The organism is Aerococcus sp. L_32 (assembly GCF_050689315.1).
The window spans coordinates 1-20,754 of record NZ_JBOEQF010000021.1 but is presented as its reverse complement, the minus strand read 5'-3'; the positions used below and the strand labels follow the sequence as shown (position 1 = coordinate 20,754).

General features: G+C 37.4%; 16 protein-coding genes. 7 read left to right on the top strand and 9 right to left on the bottom strand.

The features are described from left to right. Window positions 1–974: 974 nt before the first annotated feature. The 4 genes from rpoD to clpX form a co-directional block, all read right to left on the bottom strand. A complete protein-coding gene (rpoD, locus tag ACRCJ0_RS02920) occupies window positions 975–2,099 on the bottom strand; it encodes an RNA polymerase sigma factor RpoD (protein ID WP_016897504.1) in 1,125 nt (374 codons plus the stop codon). A 37-nt stretch (window positions 2,100–2,136) separates the two neighbouring features. Continuing rightward, a complete protein-coding gene (gene dnaG / locus ACRCJ0_RS02915; protein ID WP_431389448.1) occupies window positions 2,137–4,032 on the bottom strand; it encodes a DNA primase in 1,896 nt (631 codons plus the stop codon). A gap of 100 nt (window positions 4,033–4,132) precedes the next feature. Further along, window positions 4,133–4,738, bottom strand: coding sequence for a ribosome biogenesis GTP-binding protein YihA/YsxC (gene yihA, locus ACRCJ0_RS02910; RefSeq protein ID WP_069285722.1), 606 nt, complete (start codon window positions 4,736–4,738; stop codon window positions 4,133–4,135). 85 nt (window positions 4,739–4,823) lie between these two features. Further along, a complete protein-coding gene (clpX, locus tag ACRCJ0_RS02905) occupies window positions 4,824–6,080 on the bottom strand; it encodes an ATP-dependent Clp protease ATP-binding subunit ClpX (RefSeq protein ID WP_048725822.1) in 1,257 nt (418 codons plus the stop codon). Window positions 6,081–6,320: 240 nt separating this feature from the next. Here clpX and ACRCJ0_RS02900 point away from each other — a divergent pair, with 240 nt between their 5' ends. After that, on the top strand, window positions 6,321–7,520 hold the full coding sequence (locus ACRCJ0_RS02900) for a NupC/NupG family nucleoside CNT transporter (protein WP_431389447.1): 1,200 nt from the start codon (window positions 6,321–6,323) through the stop codon (window positions 7,518–7,520). A 139-nt stretch (window positions 7,521–7,659) separates the two neighbouring features. Next, window positions 7,660–8,598 carry a nucleoside hydrolase gene (locus ACRCJ0_RS02895; protein ID WP_431389445.1) on the top strand — a complete coding sequence of 313 codons (939 nt, stop codon included), beginning with the start codon at window positions 7,660–7,662 and terminating at the stop codon, window positions 8,596–8,598. A 124-nt stretch (window positions 8,599–8,722) separates the two neighbouring features. Here the strand turns inward: ACRCJ0_RS02895 and tig are convergent, their stop codons facing one another. After that, on the bottom strand, window positions 8,723–10,003 hold the full coding sequence (gene tig / locus ACRCJ0_RS02890; RefSeq protein WP_016897510.1) for a trigger factor: 1,281 nt from the start codon (window positions 10,001–10,003) through the stop codon (window positions 8,723–8,725). A gap of 259 nt (window positions 10,004–10,262) precedes the next feature. Here tig and recU point away from each other — a divergent pair, with 259 nt between their 5' ends. From recU to ACRCJ0_RS02875, 3 genes are all read left to right on the top strand, one after another. Further along, window positions 10,263–10,877, top strand: coding sequence for a Holliday junction resolvase RecU (gene recU, locus ACRCJ0_RS02885; RefSeq protein WP_026465913.1), 615 nt, complete (start codon window positions 10,263–10,265; stop codon window positions 10,875–10,877). 24 nt (window positions 10,878–10,901) lie between these two features. Further along, on the top strand, window positions 10,902–13,370 hold the full coding sequence (locus ACRCJ0_RS02880) for a transglycosylase domain-containing protein (protein ID WP_431389444.1): 2,469 nt from the start codon (window positions 10,902–10,904) through the stop codon (window positions 13,368–13,370). Between the two features lie 161 nt (window positions 13,371–13,531). Continuing rightward, on the top strand, window positions 13,532–14,479 hold the full coding sequence (locus ACRCJ0_RS02875) for an alpha/beta fold hydrolase (RefSeq protein WP_431389443.1): 948 nt from the start codon (window positions 13,532–13,534) through the stop codon (window positions 14,477–14,479). Between the two features lie 77 nt (window positions 14,480–14,556). Here the strand turns inward: ACRCJ0_RS02875 and nrdF are convergent, their stop codons facing one another. From nrdF to nrdI, 3 genes are read right to left on the bottom strand one after another with little or no spacing between them, the layout of a single operon-like run. Further along, window positions 14,557–15,528: a class 1b ribonucleoside-diphosphate reductase subunit beta gene (nrdF, locus tag ACRCJ0_RS02870; protein WP_016897514.1), complete on the bottom strand. Its 972-nt coding sequence runs from the start codon at window positions 15,526–15,528 to the stop codon at window positions 14,557–14,559. Window positions 15,529–15,560: 32 nt separating this feature from the next. Further along, on the bottom strand, window positions 15,561–17,744 hold the full coding sequence (nrdE, locus tag ACRCJ0_RS02865; RefSeq protein WP_419985835.1) for a class 1b ribonucleoside-diphosphate reductase subunit alpha: 2,184 nt from the start codon (window positions 17,742–17,744) through the stop codon (window positions 15,561–15,563). After that, window positions 17,725–18,096, bottom strand: a complete 372-nt coding sequence (gene nrdI, locus ACRCJ0_RS02860; protein ID WP_016897516.1) for a class Ib ribonucleoside-diphosphate reductase assembly flavoprotein NrdI — start codon at window positions 18,094–18,096, stop codon at window positions 17,725–17,727. Before nrdI ends, nrdE begins: the two co-directional genes overlap by 20 nt. Window positions 18,097–18,533: 437 nt before the next feature. Between nrdI and ACRCJ0_RS02855 the strand changes: the two genes are divergently transcribed. Further along, window positions 18,534–18,995, top strand: a complete 462-nt coding sequence (locus ACRCJ0_RS02855) for a CopY/TcrY family copper transport repressor (protein ID WP_034258154.1) — start codon at window positions 18,534–18,536, stop codon at window positions 18,993–18,995. Window positions 18,996–18,999: 4 nt separating this feature from the next. Here the strand turns inward: ACRCJ0_RS02855 and ACRCJ0_RS02850 are convergent, their stop codons facing one another. Next, window positions 19,000–19,680 carry a uracil-DNA glycosylase gene (locus ACRCJ0_RS02850; RefSeq protein ID WP_431389442.1) on the bottom strand — a complete coding sequence of 227 codons (681 nt, stop codon included), beginning with the start codon at window positions 19,678–19,680 and terminating at the stop codon, window positions 19,000–19,002. A gap of 190 nt (window positions 19,681–19,870) precedes the next feature. On the opposite strand from ACRCJ0_RS02850, the gene ACRCJ0_RS02845 reads away from it, so the two are divergent. Beyond that, entirely contained in the window at window positions 19,871–20,749 is an 879-nt protein-coding gene (locus ACRCJ0_RS02845; protein WP_431389441.1) for a Cof-type HAD-IIB family hydrolase, read from the top strand. Window positions 20,750–20,754 lie beyond the last annotated feature (5 nt).

The window sequence follows — 20,754 nt, the reverse complement described above, 5'->3', positions numbered from 1 at the left end:
AAATTCAAGCTACATACCTGCAATCTGTGGGATTTTATTAAAAACATCGGTGCCGATTGGCTTTATTAAAATTAAAATACTTTCCCTTTCATTTTTCACATACTCAGATATGACCCTTAATGATTCTTGAAGCCAACTTGTCATCTGTTTTTGATTGCGAAGTATTTTTTCCTTTGTCGTACTTTACGGCATGTTGATATGAAGGTCAAACAAAAAATGAAAACAGCATCATCTTTTTCTAACTTTTTAGCCATATTTTTTAGTGAAAACCCACTTCTTTCTATATAAGCGGCTGAAAAAAATGAACTTGATATGAATACATAAAGAAACAAATAGATACAATCTTTGTCTTCGTCCCCCTTGATTTACTATCAATATTTCAAATTTCTGTTTTTTTTAACCTCTGATTTATCGGTGAAATTTTAGGGCTTTGCTAAAATTTGCTAAACTGAATTAAACAAGGAGTCACGATAAAGGCGTGGAATCATGACTATAATCCCTTACTTATCTTTCTATGGATAAGCCACAGATGCAATGCCCTACTATCAAGAAACACTAGGTGTTAAAATATCAGCCGCAGTTGAATATGGCGCTATGGTAGATACTGAAAATTCCGGTCAATTACCAAAAACATAGCACCATCATTTCCTGCGCGGTGCCCTAGACATTGACGGCAAGAGTTTATTATTCTCAGACGAATTTCCTAGTGAAGGTTAACCCGACTACAATGATGTCTCTGTGTCTATTATGTCTAGTGATTTTGACCAGTTACAAGGCTGTTTTTATAACTTAGTTAAGGAATCTACGGAGGTCATCGTCTTATTTCAAGCAATAGATTGGTTCCTTGGTTATAGCATGCTGAGAGATAAGTACAGTGTCAAATGGCATTTGAATTACGAGGCTCTATGGTCAATACAATTTAAAAACTCGCAATAAAAAAAGCAGCCCTTCGGCTGCTTTTTTGGTTGTGAATCTTATTCTAAAAAGTCTTTTAATTGTTTTGAACGAGATGGGTGGCGTAATTTTCTCAATGCTTTTGCCTCGATTTGACGGATACGCTCCCGGGTAACGCCAAATTGTTGACCAACTTGTTCCAATGTTTTCGATTGACCATCTTCTAGACCGAAACGTAAACGTAAAACATTTTCTTCACGGTCTGTTAGAGTATCTAAGACCTCGTTTAATTGTTCTTTTAATAATTCTGCAGAAGTGTAGTCAGCAGGACTAGTTGCATCATGGTCTTCAATGAAATCACCTAGGTGAGAGTCATCTTCCTCTCCAATAGGTGTTTCCAATGATACTGGCTCTTGAGCAATTTTTAGAATATCACGTACTTTTTCAGTTGGTAAATCCATTTCAGCCCCAATTTCTTCTGGGGTTGGTTCGCGCCCTAAATCTTGCAATAATTGACGTTGGATACGTACTAATTTATTAATAGTTTCAACCATATGTACCGGAATACGGATAGTACGCGCTTGGTCAGCAATGGCACGGGTAATGGCTTGACGAATCCACCAAGTAGCGTAAGTAGAGAATTTGAACCCTTTATGGTAGTCAAATTTCTCAACAGCCTTCATTAGCCCCATGTTACCTTCTTGAATTAAATCTAAGAATGACATACCACGTCCTACATAACGTTTAGCAATAGATACAACCAAACGTAAGTTGGCTTCAGCTAATTCTTGCTTAGCTACTGGGTCACCTTGTTCAATACGTTGTGCTAAAGAAACCTCTTCGTCCGCAGTTAATAATTCTACGCGGCCAATCTCTTTCAAGTACATCCTAACTGGGTCGTTAATTTTAACGTCAGAAGCTACAGAAGTAGGATCTACTTCCTCTTTCTTCACTTTTTCTGCTTCTTTGTCGGCTTCTTTATCCATTTGACGCAATGTTGGTTCGCCATTTTCATCAACAACGGCAATACCTTGATCTTCAAATTTTTCGATCAAGCTATCCATACCTTTATCATCTAAGGCAAAAGGTTGTGCGATTTTATCGCTTAAATCAGTATATTGAATTGTACCAAGAATTTTTTTCTCAGCAATTAATTGTTTTGTAGCTTGGTTAAGTGTTACGCCGTCCACTTTTTTCTTTACCATTCAATTCGCTCCTTACATAAATAATAATTGTAATAGTTTATTTACCACGACTTTTTATTTGCTTTAACAAATCTATTTTTTGTTTGATCAAAATGCTAATTTGTGCAAAGTCGTCTACCGATCTTGCATAAGCAATTTCGTCGTCTAAAGATTGCATTTTTTGTTCAATATTACCTTTAATTTGAATATTATAAATTAGATCTTCAACTTCGCCCTCACCTATATCTGGTGCCACTTCCATATTCATCACTTCAGCTACAAGACGCTGTTCTTCAGCACCTGACAAAGCTTGTAAGAAATCTCCAGGGTCAATCTCACCGTCAATATTTTGATTATTTTCTCGATAGTCAGACAATAACATAAAGACCGTTTCAACTTCACTAGACTGGAAATGAAAATCCCTATTCGCTATTAGTAACCATGTTTCACTATTATAGAGTAAACGGTATAGTAATAGCAATTCACTTTTTTCAAGTTGGGACTTTTTCTTGCTTGTTGTAGCAGGAATACTTGGTTGAAAATTGGTATTTGTTGGAAAAGACTTCTGGTTGCCGTTATCATCAGCTTGGTAGGGTCGGTGTGACTGGTTTTTAGGACTACGACTCTCTAACTGGTGTAATAAGGTGTCTTTAGATACACCTGTATCTTCAGCAATTTCTCCAACATAGATATCCCGATCGATGGCTTGTTGAATTTTAGCAATGGCTTCCAACATCACATTAATGAATTGGATCTTGCCATTATCAGTCTCAAGAGAAAATTCCTGCCGGTAATAATTCCTCATGAAATGAATCGGACTCAACCTTTTGTTCAAGACAAAATTGACATACCGCTCGCCACCATACTTTTGAATAAATTCATCAGGGTCTAAGTTTTGCTCAAAGGCTAGCACATTTAGCTTCAAACGACTACTTTGATCTTGTATCAAGTTAATTGCTCGAAGGGTCGCCTTTTGACCGGGTTTATCTCCATCATAGGCAATTAAGACCTGTTTACTTGTTCGTTCAATAGCCTTAATTTGGTTGTTGGTTAAACTAGTTCCCATAGATGCAACCCCATTGCCTACACCTTCATTGTGTGAGGCTATGACGTCCATAAAACCTTCAAATAAAACGAGCTCTTTGGCTCTTCGGGCTTCATTCTGAGCTAAATCCAAGTTAAACAGGAAAGTATTTTTCTCGAATATTTCTGTCTCAGGACTATTCAAGTACTTGGCTACATCAGGATGACTTTCATAATGGTTAGAGCCAGGCAAGATCCTCCCTGAAAAACCAACAGTCTTCCCTTGGGGATTTCGTAGTGGGAACATCACACGACCAGCAAATCTATCTTTTAACCGGTCTTGGTCGCCTACAAATATACCAGAAAGTTGCAACTCTTCAATGGTAAATTCTTTGTTTAACAGATGTTGTGCAGCTAAGCGCCCATCTTCAGGTGCGATACCAATTTGGTAGGCATCAAGCGTTTCTTTGCTTAAACCTCGATCATATAGATAGGTTAGTCCTTGGTGACCGTTTTCCGTATTCATCAATAAATAATGGTAAAATTGCCTTAATTCTTCATGAATTTGGATGAGTCGATTTTGCGCACTTGAATAATTGGCTGTTTGTCTGCCATCATCTAAGGCTGACCAATCGAAAGATACCGAAACATTCCCAGCTTCAGCTACCTTTTGGACAGCTTGGGGGAAGGAATAGCCTTCAATTTCTTCCATAAAACGAAAAACATTACCCCCCCGACCACATGAGAAGCAGTGAAAAATCTGCTTTTCTTCATTTACTGTGAACGAAGGCGTACGTTCTTCATGAAATGGACAATAACCAAAATAGTTACGTCCCCTTTTTTGTAAGTCAACAAATTGACTGGTAACATCAAGGATATTTACATTATTCTTAACTTCATTAATGATTTCCTCTGGAATAAAATTCGCCAATTGATCACCTACTTTTGCCGGCAAAAACTCACAATAAATATAGCGGAAACCAAATCAAAATGCAATCGATATGGCTATATTCTTTACGAATATTTGCAGCCTATACTTCAGCCTCAAATTCGCCATCTAAAACAGCTTGAATAATTTCCCACGCTTCATCGCGGCCATCCTTTGTTTCAGCAGAGAATGGCAAGATCTGATCGATTGATTCTAATTCTAATGTTTTATAAATATCACTTAAGTGTTTATTCCATTGACTCTTCTTAATTTTGTCTGTTTTTGTTGCTATGACAAAATATGGTACACCATGGTAATCCATAAACTCTTTCATTTGGATATCATCTTTTGTTGGCTGATGACGGAAGTCAACAACCAATAGGGCCAATGCTAGATTTTCACGGCTAGCAAAATACGTTTCTAACATCTCGCCCCATTTAGCTTTTTCTGTCTTGCTTACTCTGGCATAACCGTAACCTGGCACATCCACAAAGTAGAATAAATCTTCAATTTGATAATAGTTTAATTGTTGTGTTTTACCTGGTTTACTAGAGGTTCTAGCCAGTTTTTTACGGTTGATCATTGTGTTGATGAAAGAACTTTTCCCAACATTAGACCGACCTGCTAACGCGATTTCCGGAATAATGGGTGCTGGATACTGTTCTGGCCTCACGGCAGATATCAGAAACTCAACGTTATGTACGTCCATGAAAAATCCCCTTTCTGACGCAAAAAGGAAAGACTCATTCTAGTCTTTCCCATTGTATTTAATACACTGCTACTATTAACAATAATTAAGCGATTTTTTCGCCTTCTAAGTCAAATAAATCTGGTTCGATGTCGTCATTAATCACTGATTCAGTAATCATTACTTTTGAAACGTCTTCTCGTGAAGGAATTTCAAACATGATTTCTAACATAGCTTCTTCAATAATTGAGCGTAACCCACGCGCGCCTGTCTTACGGTCTAAAGCTTTTTGTGCGATGGCATCTAAAGCTTCATCTGTAAAGGTTAATTCCACATTATCCATCTTCAATAATTGTTGATACTGTTTCACTAAGGCATTTTTAGGTTGCGTTAGAATGTGGACTAAATCTTCTTTTGTTAATTTATTCAAGTTCGCCATAATCGGTAAACGTCCAATAAATTCAGGAATTAGCCCGAAAGTTTGTAAGTCTTGTGGAATGGCTTGTTGCATAATTGCATCGTTGTCATTCAAAATATGGTTGTTTGAAGAATTGCCAAAACCAATGACCTTTTCACCTAGACGTTCTTTAATAATTGGCTCGATACCATCAAAGGCACCACCTACAATAAAGAGAATGTCTGTTGTATCCACTTGAATCAATTCTTGGTGTGGATGTTTACGACCACCTTGTGGCGGAATATTCGCTTCAGTACCCTCTAAAATCTTCAGTAAGGCTTGTTGTACACCTTCACCAGATACGTCACGGGTGATTGAGACGTTTTCTGACTTACGAGCAATCTTATCGATTTCATCGACATAGATAATCCCTTTTTGTGCGCGCTCAACATCGAAATCAGCTGATTGCATTAATTTCACTAGGATATTTTCAACATCTTCCCCAACATAACCCGCTTCTGTCAGTGTCGTTGCATCTGCAATCGCAAATGGCACATCAAGAATACGTGCTAAAGTTTGAGCTAAGTATGTTTTACCTGAACCAGTTGGGCCCATTAGTAGGATGTTACTCTTTTGTAGAGATACCCCATCATCATTTGTTTCGTTATTAGAAGAAATACGTTTGTAGTGGTTATATACTGCTACTGATAAAGTTTTTTTAGCTTGATCTTGACCAATAACATAATCATCTAAGATGGAACGAATTTCAGTTGGTTTTGGTGGTTCAACCATTGTATAAGATTCTTGTCGTTCTTGGCTAACTTCTTCATCAATGATTTCTTGACATAGTGCTACACATTCATTACAGATATAGACGCCAGGTCCAGCGATGATTTTGTCTACCTCATCTTGTGATTTTCCACAAAAAGAACAGTGAATCGTTGTTTGTTCATCATCATTATACATGCTATCCGTTCTCCTTTCTCTTTTACATCACCTTATTGTGCCAAATTCTTGACTTCAAGTCAATTTAAAAGTCTTCATTTTATTGGTTTATTCAGCCTTATTATATTGTATTTTAAATTTAAGAATTACATTTGGTTTATCATTCGGAAATCATCAGAATATTACTAGTATTTTATTGACCGATATTTTATAATGATAAACAGTGCAAAATTTGAATACAAATAAGAAAAGGAGATAACTATGAGTATTATTCGCGGAATTATCGGATTAATTGTTATCGGATTTATTGCTTTACTTCTTAGTAAAGACCGTAAGAACGCCCGCATTAAGCAAGTAGGCATTTTATTAGTTATTATGTTTGTTTTAGCCTTTGTTGGTTTAAGAACAAGCTTTGGGATTGCAATTTTGGAAGGTGTATCAGGTTTATTTAACTGGTTAATTTTACAAGCAAACGGCGGTACCGAATTTGTCTTTGGGGAAGGAGCTACAAACTACGGGATCTTCTTCCTAAATGTTTTAATGCCAATTGTTTTTATCTCTGGATTGATTGGTATCCTTCAATACATTAACGTTTTACCTTTCATTGCTAAATATATCGGTAAAATTCTTAATAAAATTACTGGTATGGGAGAAAATGAATCTTATATTGCTATCATAATGGCTATGCTCGGCCAATCCAATGGTTTGATTACGCTTAAACGTTATATTGATAAATTTTCACCTGAACAAATCTTTACGTTTGTGTTAATGGGTCTTTCTTGTGTATCTGCTACAACGATTGCTTCTTATATGCAAATGGTTGACGGTAAATTTGTAGTTGTTGCAATTCTATTGAATGTTTTCGCTGCGTTTATTATTGTCTCACTGATGGCACCCTATAACCCTCAAACGTATCAAGTAGATTTTAATCCTATCGAAGAGGCTAAAGAAAATGAAGGTATTGATGATGAGAACTTCTTCTCAGTGTTAAGTGACTATATTTCTAGTGGTTTCCAAATTGCCTTAGCAATTGCTGGTTCTCTTATTGGTTTTACAGCTTTAATTACATTCCTTAATTCATTAGCTACATTGATATTTGGTATTGATTTCTTTACCATTTTAGGCTATGTTTTTTCGCCACTTGCCTATGTCATGGGAGTGCCAAGTGCTGATATTGTAAGTGCTGGTTCAATCATGGCTTCTAAATTATTAACCAATGAATTTGTAGCCTTAGGTGAAGTCCAAGCAGTATCTGGACAAGTAACAGAGAAGACTATGGCAATGATGTCAACTTACGTTATCTCATTTTCAAATATCGCAACTGTCGGTATGATTATTGCTTCTATAAAAATTATGTCAGCTAAACAAGCAAAAGTTGTCGCAAATAATACATGGCGTTTAATCATTGCTTCTGTCTTAGTATCTACGATTTCATCAACAGTTGTTGGTTTCTTCTTCTAATTTAAAACCTAACTCAATAGTAAATTTAAATAAACTTATCTAAGGCATTGTCTTTCTTCTATCAATTTGAAAGACAATGTCTTATACTTTACATAGGATAAGATATTGAAAAATATCCAACTTTATAGGGGGTTTAAATATGAAACTAATCTTAGACTTTGATACTGGTATTGATGATGCAATGGCTATTGCACTTGCTTTGGGCGAAGAGGACGCAGAAGTAATCGGCATTACATCTGTATTTGGAAACGCTGAAGTAGACAAATGCGTGCATAATGCCTCAGCAGTATTAAAATTATTAGACCGCGAAGACATCCCAGTTTTCCGTGGCGCTTCCCACAAACTTGGGGCAAGTGAAGATTATATCCAAGAAACAGCATCTGGTATCTTCCATGGTTTAAATGGTTTAGGAAATATCGAATTACCTGCTGGTAACAATATTTCTGACCAAGACGCTATTGACTTCATTATTGAGTCTGCCAACAAATACGGTGAAGAATTAATCTTAGTGACAACAGGCCCTTTAACGAATGTCGCCTTAGCCATTCAAAAAGACTTACCTGCTATGCAAAAAATTAAAGGGATTGTTTCTATGGGTGGTGCTTTAACAGTTCCAGGAAACGTAAGCCCATTTGCTGAAGCTAACTTCTGGAAGGACTCAGAAGCGAATAACATTGTCTTTGATTCCGGTTTACGAATTAAAATCATCGGTTTAGATGTGACTTTACGTACCCTAATCACAGATACTGATATCGCCCCTTGGTTAGAAATGTCTGAAGCTGCCGAAGTATTCCATGAGATTGTGACCTATTACTTTAAGGCTTACGCAAATTCATACGAAGACCTAACAGGTTGTGCCCTACACGATCCATTAGCCGTCTCTGTTGCCCTTAAGAGTGACTGGGTGACTGGTGAAACATTCCGCATCAAGAGTTTATACGGCGAACAAGAAGGTCGTTTAGTCCAAGATCAAGCCGCCTTAAACCGCAATGAAGAACCTAATGTATTTGTGGCTTTGGGCGTTGACGCTGAAGGCTATAACAAACACTTCTTAGACACAATCGTAAAAGCATTCTAATAGCTATTCCAATACGAAAAAACCGAGCTTAGGCTCGGTTTTTTTGTTCATTATCCAATTCTTTTGCTTAAGAAAAAGCCAAGGAGTCGCCCCTTGGCTTTATGTCTGAATACTATAATAAAGCTTACGCTTCTTCAACAGTATCAGTGATTAATGCCATTGCTTTTTTCAATGCAATATCATTTTTCAACATATCTTCTGTTACAACGTTTTTAACTTCTTCAACAGTCATGCCGTAAGTTTCAGCTAATGTAGCGATTTCTTTTTCTACATCTTCAACTTCAGCAGTGATGTTTTCATCTTCAACGATTTGCTCAAGAATCAAGTTAGTTTTCACGCGAGTGTCAGCATCTTGTTCGAATTGAGTGTGTAAGTCTGCCTCAGTTGTACCTGTTAATTGGAAGTACATTTCTTTAGAAATACCTGAACGTTGCATTTCGTTTAAGTAGTGGTCCATTTGACGGTGAACTTCTTCATGTACCATTTCGTGTGGCAAATCATTAATTTCAGCATTTTCTACTGCTAAACGTAAAGCTTCTTCTTCGCGAGCTTCTTTAGCTGCAGCTTCTTTTTGATCCGTTAATTCTTTACGGTATTTTTCTTTTAATTCGTCTAAAGTTTCAACTTCTTCGTCAACGTCTTTAGCAAATTCGTCATCTAATTCTGGTACTTCTTTAGTTTTCACTTCGTGTACTTTAACTTTGAATGTAGCATCTTTACCAGCTAATTCATCTGCATGGTAATCTTCAGGGAAAGTAAGGTTAACTTCTACTTCGTCGCCTTCTTTAACACCAACTAATTGGTCTTCAAAACCAGGGATGAATGAATCAGAACCTAATTCTAATGAATGGTTTTCACCTTTACCACCTGCGAATGCTTCACCATCTTGGAAGCCTTCGTAGTCAATAACAACAGTGTCACCAGTTTCAGCAGCGCCTTCTTTTAAAGCTAATTCGCTTAAGTTAGCTTGTGCTGCAGATAAACGGTCGTTGATTTCTTCTTCAGTTACTTCAACTTCTTGTTTAGCAACAGTTAGGTTTTTGTATTGACCCAATTTAACTTCTGGTTTAGTCGCAACATATGCAATTAATTCCCAGTCAGCATTTGGCTCAGCAGATTTAATATCGAAGCGAGGTTGTGTAACAACTTCTAAACCTGATTCTTCAACAGCTTTTGTATAAGCTTCTGGTAAAACGATATTTACAGCATCTTCAATTAAAGATTGCTCACCAAACATTTTTACAAACATTTGATAGTTTACTTTCCCTTTACGGAAACCTGGGATAGATACATCCTTTTTAATACGGTTAAAAGCTTGTTTCTTAGCTTTCGCTGCATCTTCTTTTGCTACGGTAAAATGTAAAATACCTTCGTTTGTTGATGTTTGTTCATAATTTACTGACATTTAAATTCCCCTAACTCTAGTTATATTTACTAATCGATTACGTATTTATGCATAATCTTAACATCATAAAATACTACACTAAAACTGGCGAATTGTCTAGTTAATGAGCCAAAATGCCATTAATGTTATACTATAAGGGTGGATATTTCTTGTTTTTATATTAAAATCCGTGTTAAAACTATGGTATATGTCCTAACTAGGATAAAATAGAGTAAATATGGTGTCAATTTTTTGGTGCCATATTCTGAAGGAGGTCATCATGAGGTATCCCAACGGTAAAGTCTACCAATCTAAGACGAATCGTTCACTATCCGCTTCTTCTAAAGGGAAAGCAAACTTTGCCAAGCGTGGTATGAAGCTGGAGGAAATGATTAATCAAGCCAACCAGTGGTATTTATTGCGTGACAAAGCTATTATTCACAAAAAGCCAACACCAATCCAAGTTGTTTCAGTCGACTATCCAAAAAGAAGTCGCGCTGTGATAACTGAAGCCTACTATCGTACAGCTTCCACAACAGATTATAATGGTATCTATAAAGGGCACTATCTAGATTTTGAGGCTAAACAAACAAACCTTAAAACCAAGTTCCCCCTTCATAATATTCATCAACATCAAATAGATCACATGACAAATTGTGCCAATCATGGTGGGATTTGTTTTGTCCTGTTTCTATTTAAAGAAAGAAATGAAGCCTATGTTTACCCTATATCTGCCTTGTTGGAAGACTGGACTGCTTTTGTGGCCAATGACATCACTGCAATTCCATTAAAGAGAATTCAATCTGAAGGTGTCCAAGCAAACATGGGGTATCAACCCCGAATTGACTATTTAGCAGCTGTGGATGAAATGATTGCATCCCATCATCATATTTAAATAAATGTAATAGGAGTGATAAGTATGAGTCAAGATCAAAACTCAAGACGACGAAGCCAAAATAATCACAAGTCGTCTAAAAGAAATCAAGGTAAGCGAGGTAAGTCTAACCGCTCTGGTATGGCCCTTTGGAAAAAGATCCTACTTGGTGTTGTTGGCGCCGGTGTGGTAGTTGGGGTGGCCCTTTCAATCATTGCCTATTCCTGGATTTCTGATAGCCCTGCAATCACCGAAGAAGATTTGTACGGTACCATCGCATCTAGTGTATATGACAATGAAGGAAACGTTGTGTACGAAACTAGTCAAAACGATCGAATAATCGTTGACGAAAGTGATATTTCGCAAACAACATTTGATGCCGTTACTTCGATTGAGGACCAACGCTTTATGGAGCATAACGGTTTTGACCCGATTCGTATTGCAGGTTCATTTTTGGCCAACTTAAAGGCGGGGGGGATTGCACAAGGTGGTTCAACCCTAACCCAGCAATTAGTGAAGCTAACCTCTTTTTCAACTAATGAGGAAGACCAAACTTATAAACGTAAAGTCCAAGAAATCTGGCTAGCCATTCAATTAGAACAAGACTACTCAAAACAAGAAATCTTTGAGTTTTATATTAATAAAGTCTACATGGCCAACGGTGTCTACGGTATGGGGACTGCTGCTGAAGTTTACTATGGTAAGTCTTTAAGTGAGCTGTCAATAGCCCAAACTGCCCTATTAGCTGGTATGCCACAAGCACCTAACGCTTACGATCCATATTCAGATCCTGAAGCTGCTGAAGAAAGAAGAAACTTAGTACTTACAGAGATGTTGGATAATGAAAAAATTACTCAAGAGGAATACGACGAGGCAGTAGCCACACCAATTGAAGATGGTTTACAAGATATTGACACTGAGTCAACTGAACAATCTGAAACTGCAATTATGTTAGACTCTTATATCCAAGAGGTTGCCGCTGAAGTTGAGGAAGCTGGTTATGACATGTATTCAGACGGGTTACAAATCTATACGCATTTAGATATGGATGCCATGACTGAAATCTACAATACAATCGAGGATGAAGATGGTTATTATTTCACAAATGACAACATGCAAGCTGCAGCGTCATTAGTGGATACAGAAACGGGTAATATCCTTGCCCTATACGGTGGACGTAACCAAGAAGGACAATTGTCTTATAACCGGGCAACGAAATTAGAACGAAGTGTTGGTTCTTCTATTAAACCATTTGCGGACTATGCGACTGCTATAGAATATCTAAACTACTCTACCGAATCTTCTATTGAAGATGAAGAACATACTTATTCAGATGGGACAGAGATTAATAACTACGATAACCTATACCAAGGCACTATCACCCTGCGTCAAGCTTTAATCGGTTCTCGTAACATTCCAGCCTTAAAACTATTACAAGAGGTTGGTACCGACCAAGTAGATGAATTCCTACAAGGTATGGGGATTGTGTTAAATGATGGGAATGGAGTCTATGAAGCTAACTCTATCACTGGTGAGATTACGCCATTACAATTGAGTGCCTCCTATGCTACTCTAGGTAATTACGGTGAATACAACCAACCACGTGCGGTTGATTACTTTACAACTTTCGATGGTGAAGAAGTCACGATTGATTCAACAAGCACCCAAGCCATGGAAGATTCAACTGCTTATATGGTAACGGACATGTTGAAAGATAACTTTACGGATGCTTCTTATGGTTTATCTACTAATTACCATACTTCTGGATTAGCGGAAGCTGGTAAATCAGGTACGACAAACTATACCGAAGAAGAGGCTGCTGAACTCGGTGTTGATTCAAGTGCGGTACCTGATACTTGGATGTCAGGTTATACAACTGATTACGCTCTATCCATTTGGACTGGTTATGATAACCCATTCTCTACCGATGAAGTTGGCTATATTGATGGGTCAGATAGATATATTGTAAGTTACCTATACCAAGCAATTATGGGGTACCTATCTACGACTTCAGAAAATGCGGATTGGGTACAGCCTGATTCAGTACATGAAGTGAAATTAGTTAAAGATGCAATACCAGATGAATTCCCAACTAATGCAACACCATCATCACAAATCTTAACTGGTTTGGCTAACGATGACTTGTATTCAGATTACCAAGCTTGGTTAGCATCTGGAAATGCGATTGTACAATCATCGTCATCATCTTCTAGCCGTGCATCATCAAGTAGCTCAAGTTCTATTTCTAGTTCTATTTCTAGTTCTATTTCTTCTTCGTCAAGCTCAAGTTCCTCATCAGCTGAAGAATCGAGTGAAGAATCAAGTTTTTCTGACATTGAATCATCTGAATCAAGTGAGAGTGAAAGTTCTGAAGTTGAAACGCCTTCGAGTGAAGTGGAATCTTCAAGTGTTTCATCATCCACTACGCAACCAAGCGCCTCATCATCATCTAGACCAGCAGACACTGGCGACGACGAGGATGTTGAGGACGAGGAAGTAGACGAAGCTGCTTAGGACCTGAATTACCAATTAAATCAATGATATAACGATATTTTAAAAGGCCTGTGACGTTTTGTCACAGGCCTTTTCTATTCCATAAATTATATATCCCTATTAATTGTGCTTTAGAATTGAAGATACTATAATAGACTTAACTGAAAAAAAGAGGGGAAATTATGTTTGCATTAGACTACTATAACACTGTAACTATTCCATCAGCTTCACCTGACCGCCCTTATATCCCTGTTTACGCTTGGCAAAACGCTGCTCATCCAAAAGCCATTATCCATATTGTCCATGGGATGTCAGAATTTGGTGGTCGCTATAAAAAAGTGGCTGAGTCATTTGTGGACCAAAACTTTTTAGTCATCGCCCATGACCATATTGGCCATGGAGGACTAGCTAAAGAACACAACCGTTTAGGCTATTTTGGCACAAAGGATGCTGCTAAAGTCATGGTTGAAGATTTACATCGAGTTGTTCAAGCAACTAAGAAACATTATCCCGATTTACCCTATTATGTGTTAGGTCATTCAATGGGGGCATATATAACCCGTTTATATCTTGGTCAATATAGTGAGGAAGTAGACGGCGTATTATTGAGTGGGACGAACACCCATAGCCCTATTTTCGCGACAGGTGCAGCCTTAGCACCTATTTTAAATACCTTGCATCCAGATGCCTACAATTATTATATCCATCAAAAACTATTCGGTACGGGTATAACTGATGACCCTGCTGTTGCCAATGCTTTTCCAGAATATTGGTATCCGCCTAAAAATGGTGAAGATAGGGATTGGCCGCTAGTTGGCTTTGTTTTCACCAATAATGGTTTTGCAGAGTTGGTAAAAATTGCTCATAAGGCAACTTTACCCAGCTGGACCCGAAACATCCGGAAGGACTTACCAATTGCCATTATTGCTGGTCGTAACGATCCACTGATTAATGGTGGTATAGAAACCCACAAACTGGCTAAAGAATTCACCCGTTCTGGTTTTGATGATGTCACAATCATGATGTTTGAAAATCGCGGTCATGAATGTTTAATGTACGGCAATACTAGACCCGTTTACCAAATAATCAATAATTGGTTTAAGAAACAGCTAAAAACCATTCATGATTAAGTATATACAAAAAAACATGCAAAAATCGCGCCTGTCATTTTCGACAGGCGCAATTTTTTATGTAGCAATATTTTACTTTAAGTCCATTTTTCGTAGTCTTCGTCTGACATGGCTTCAACTTGCCCTAGTAAGTAACCATTACCTACTTGTGAGAAGAAGTCATGGTTTGAAGTACCGGTAGAAATACCGTTCATAACGATAGGGTCTACATCATCAGCAGTATCTGGGAACAATGGGTCAAATCCTAAGTTTTGTAATGCTTTGTTGGCATTGTAACGTAGGAAAATTTTCACGTCTTCAGTCCAGCCTAAGTCATCATAGATGTACTCGCTGTATTTTGCTTCATTTTCATATAATTCAAACAATAAGCTAAAAGCCCAGTTTTGCATGTCTTCTTGCTCTTCTTTTGATAATTGATTGAAAGCAATTTGGAATTTGTAACCAATGTAAGTACCGTGGACACTTTCGTCACGTAAAATCAATTTAATAATTTCAGCGACGTTTGGCAATTTGCCGTTACCTAAGTACCAAAGTGGTGCATAAAATCCTGAGTAGAATAAAAATGATTCCAAGAATACTGAAGCCACTTTTCTTTGTAAGTCAGTACCATTTTGGTAAATACCGTTAATACGGTTCGCTTTGTATTGGATAAATTCATTTTCCCGTGTCCAAGCAAAGATTTTATCGATTTCTTTAGGTGTGTTTAAAGTTGAGAAAATAGATGAGTACGATTTAGCATGTACACTTTCCATGAATTGGATGTTGTTGTAAACCGCTTCTTCATGTTGGGTACGGATAGATGCTTTAAGTGATTCCATACCATCTTCAGATTGCAAAGTATCTAGTAGTGTTAAACCACCAAATACTTTTCCAATCATGTCTTGTTCTCTAGATGATAATGTACGCCATGTATCTAAATCATTTGATAATGGAATACGTGTATCTAACCAGAATTGTTCTGTTAACTTTTCCCAAGTCAACTTGTCAATCATATCCTCAATATCATTCCAGTTAATAGCAATATAAGGATTTTCATTAAAATTCGTCATGTGTGTTCCTTCCTTATTCCAAGTGCAATCGATTAAACAGTACAGCTTTCACAGTAGTTTGCGCCAACTTCTTCGTTGTTATCTGTGAATGTACGTACGTAGTAAATAGATTTGATGCCACGTTTCCATGCGTAACGACGCAAGATATTTAAATCACGTGTCGTCATTTTGCTTGTACGCCCTTCTTTCCAAGGGTATAAACCTGCAGGAATATCTGAACGCATGAATAAGGTTAAACTCATACCTTGATCAATATGTTGTTGAGCAGCTGCATAAATATCGATAATACGACGGTTGTCGATATCGTAAGCAGATTGGTAATAAGGTAGAGTCTTATTGTTTAAGAATGGTGCTGGATAATAAGTCTTACCAGTTTTCTTTTCTTGACGCTCTTCAATCAATTGGATGATTGGGTGTAAACTTGAGCTTGTTTCATTAACGTAAGAAATTGAACCAGTAGGCGCAACTGCTAAACGGTTTTGGTGGTATAAACCATGCTCTTGAACGGCAGCTCGTAAGGCTTTCCAGTCTTCTTGAGTTGGGATGTGAATACCTTCAAATTGTGCTGCAACTCTTTCAAATTCAAACGTTGTTTCTTCATTGATGTATTTGTCAAAATATTCACCCGTCGCATATGTTGAGTTTTCGAAGTTTTCGAAAGTGACACCACGTTCTTTAGCGATTCTGTTAGACGCTACTAAAGTATAGTAGTTTAACAATAAGAAGTATTTGTCTGTAAATTCAATCGATTCTGGTGAACCATAGTGCATTTCATTTAAGGCAAAATAAGTATGTAGACCCATTGCACCTAAACCGATAGTATGTGCTAAGTCGTTACCTTTTTTAATTGAAGGTACTACGTCAATAGCTGATGCATCTGTGACATATGTTAAACCACGAACCATTGTATCAACTGATTTACCAAAGTCCGGTGAATGCATTAAGTTGTTGATATTTGTTGAACCTAAGTTACATGAAATATCTGTACCTAATTCTTCAAATGTTTGATCGTTGTTGATAATTGAAGGACGTTGTACTTGTAAAATTTCCGAACACAAGTTACTCATAACAATTGTCCCGTCAATTGGGTTTTGGTCATTTACAGTATCGATGTTGATGATGTAAGGATAACCAGATTCTTGTTGCAATTTAGAGATATCGTCTTCTAAATCGCGCGCACGGATCTTAGATTTCTTGATTTCAGAGTTGTTTACCAAGTTGTCATACTCTTCTGTAATGTTGACATAGGCGTAAGGTTTACCATAAATACGTTCAACATCGTAAGGGCTGAATAAGTACATCATTTCGTCTTTTTCTGCTAATTCGTAGAATTTATCAGGTACAACTAGACCTAATGATAAAGTCTTCACACGGATTTTTTCATCAGCGTTTTCTTTTTTCGCAGATAAGAATGAAACAACATCTGGATGGAAGACGCTAAGGTAAACTGCACCTGCACCGTTACGTTGCCCTAATTGATTAGAGTAAGAGAAAGAATCTTCTAATAATTTCATGACTGGAATGATACCTGAAGAAGCATTTTCAATTTTCTTAATTGGATCTCCGGCTGCACGAATGTTTGTTAGGTTAACCCCAACCCCACCACCTAAACGTGATAGTTGAAGTGCTGAGTTGATTGTTCGACCAATCGAGTTCATGTCATCAGTTGCTTGGATTAAGAAACATGAAACCAATTCACCACGACGTTTACGACCTGCATTTAGGAAGGTAGGTGTCGCTGGTTGGTATCGTTGGTTGATCATTTCATCACGTAAGTCGCTCGCTACTTGCTCGTCACCATTCGCTAAATATAAAGCTGTAAATACGATACGGTCTTCGTAACGCTCTAAATAACGTTTACCGTCGTTTGTTTTAAGTGCGTATTGCGTATAGAATTTGTAGGCACTCATAAATGATTTGAAACGGAATTTGAAGTCATACGTTTCTTGCATTAAACGTTTGACAAATTCACGGTCGTATAAATTCAAGAAGCCTTCTTCTAAGTAGTCATGTTCAACTAAGTAGTCGATTTTTTCATCTAAAGTATAGAAGAACACGGTATTTGGGTTAACGTGCTCTAAAAAGTAAGCCCGTACCGCTTCTTTATCTTTCTCGATTTGAATTTTTCCGTCTAGTGGACGGTTAACTTCGTTATTCAGCTTGAAATATGTAATTTCTTTTTCTTGTACTACTGCTTTAGGTTGGTCCAATTTCATTCACCTTTTCTTTCATAATTGTTACATCGTTCACATTTCCCTGGAATTCAAAAGTTAACAGCAAAGGTACATTATACGCTTCTGCTAGATCTTTTGCAGTAAAACAATAGAGTTCATTGAAATTTAAATTTCCTGAACCGCAAACACCTTTTAAATACGTTAGGTTATGGCCAGTTTCAATAAAATCATTTAGTATTTCGGTCACTTCAATATCATAAGTTGGAGCAATCACGATATAGGGTTCGTTAATTTCTTGAAAAGCATTATCCATTGTAATTCTCAGGCTATCCATTTCAAGTTTATTTACAAACTTTTGTGTCTGTCCGGTTAGGGACATGTACACAATTTTCACATCACATTCCTCCCATTCAAAAAAAAAAACGACACCACTACATGTAGTGGTGTATTTCTGTTACATATAACTATATATGGTTCATTCTGTAATTTCAACTATTTAAGACCGGTATAGTTTCAGGAAAAAATAAACACATCCTGATAGCCAGACGTTATTATAAAATACAATCATCAGTCTAAGCCAACAATTAAGGCAATTCATCTGAAGCTTAAATAATTATTCGGGCCTTTTTTGCCCACAAATAAATCTTTTGCTTGAAAATTTTATTTTAAATTATGAGATAATTTATACAAAAAATGTTTTAAGTCTATTTTTTGCAAATCTATTATTACAAATTAACTACAGAAAATCCATTTGACTTGCTTTTAACCATCTACAAATGTAAACTAAAATTGATTCAATCATCTGATATCGACTACTGAAAGGAGTCAGCGATGACAAGTAATATTATCCAAGAAAAAAGACAAGACTTCCAAGATGTTTCCGCTGCTGAGTGGGAAGTCATGCGGGTCGTATGGGCGCAAAAAGAAACGAATTCCCGCACCATTATCGCCTCGTTAGAGGACAAAAAAGATTGGAAAGCCGCAACGATTAAGACCTTAATAGGCCGCCTAACTAAAAAGAACTGGCTAGAAACGACTAAAAACGGTAAATCATTTATTTACCGCCCGGCAATCGATGAAGACACTGCCTTAGAAAACCAAGCACAGACCCTATTAAATGGTTGGTGTAATACCGATGCTGACAAGGTGATTTCTGCACTTATTCAAGCCTCTGTATTAGACGATAAGATGAAGGATAATATCCTCAATGCCCTAGACCAAGCCACTTACGTTGACCATGTTACTTGTAATTGTACGCCCGGTCAATGTATCCACCATCCAGAAACCCATTAATCACCTATTCTGACACTCGCCAATCAATTGGTGTCCGCCCTGATTTTTCCAGCAATTCATTTGCCTTGGAAAATGGCTGAGTCCCGAAAAAGCCACGTGAGGCAGATAAGGGACTCGGGTGCACTGAACTTAGAATATAATGTTTATTTTCATCAATTAAAGTAGCTTTGGCCTTTGCTGAATTGCCCCATAAAATAAAAACAATGGGTTCAGGGGCTTGATTTAAGGCACTGATAGCCGCATCGGTTAAAACTTCCCATCCTTTACCTTTGTGGGCATTAGCGCTAGAATCTGGCACAGTTAAAACTGCATTCAATAATAAAACACCCTGGTCAGCCCACTCTCTTAAATCCCCATGACTAGCAGGTTCGATATCTAGATCTGCCTGCAGTTCTTTATAGATATTTCTTAAAGAAGGTGGAATCTTCACACCTTTGTTGACTGAAAAACTCAATCCTTGCGCTTGACCTAGTTGATGGTAGGGATCTTGTCCTAAGATGACTACTTTCACTTGGTCAAATGGCGTATGCTCAAAAGCTGCATAGATATGATTTTGGTCTGGGTAAACCGGGCCTTTTTCATATGCTTGTATTATAAAATCTTCGAGTCGTTTAAAATTCTCAGACTCTAATACTGGCGCTAATTCTTTGGCCCAGTCACTTGGTATCTTCCCTAATCGTGTCATGCTTTTCGCTCCCCTCTTCTTTATAGTCCATTTTTCATTATAACATGGATGAGGTCTTTTGTAATTTACTGCCTAGTCAAACCCCTGGTTAGATTAGGATGGTATCTGTTTTTCCATGCACCGTTTGACTAGTGAATTTAAATTGACCATGGTAAACTGAGTTTAACTTAATTTAGATAGGAGCTTACAAATGATTGAATTGATTGTTTCAGATATGGATGGCACCTTGTTGGACGAAAATATGGATATTCCACAAGCAAATATTGATGCGATTATGCATACGTATAATAAAGGGATTCCATTTGTTGTATGTACTGGCCGTAATTTTACCGAAGCTAAAGTTAAATTGGATGAAGCGGGTATCCGTTGTCCGATTATCGGATTGAACGGCTCAATCCTTTTTGACAGAAATGGAAAAGTAGAATACGAAGTGGATATCGATGATCAAACTGCCCTTGATATCCTGGATAAAGGCTATGAAGCGGGTTTTTATATGGAGGCCATGACCAGTAAAAATGTCTACTCATCTTCATTAGAGCAACGTATTCTTGCAATTACGGAACTGATTCACGAGATGAATCCGGAAATGTCATTAGAAGAAGCGAGAACGCGCGCAACACAATCGAATGAGGTAACAACTATCGATTATCGTGATGATTTAAGAACTTTGATCACTGAAGAAGGTCAACCCATTATAAAGATTACATTTGTCGATGCAGACCCTGAAAATACGATTAAACCATTAGCGGCAGAACTAGGCGATAAATATCCTGATACCCATATTACCTCATCATTTAAGTACAATATTGAAATCAACCATGCTGATGGGACTAAGGGTAAGGCTATTGAAAAATACTGTCAAGAGCATGGTTACCACCTCGATAATGTCGTAACAGTTGGGGATAATTTTAACGACGTGTCTATGCTAAAAGCAGCTGGTTATTCGTTCGCAATGGCCAATGCAGAACCGGAAGTGAAATCATACGCTAAATATGAAACAACTAGTAATTACGACGGTGGCGTGGCGAATGCCATTTACCAGTCACTGAAAATGGCTGAAAACGACTGAAATAT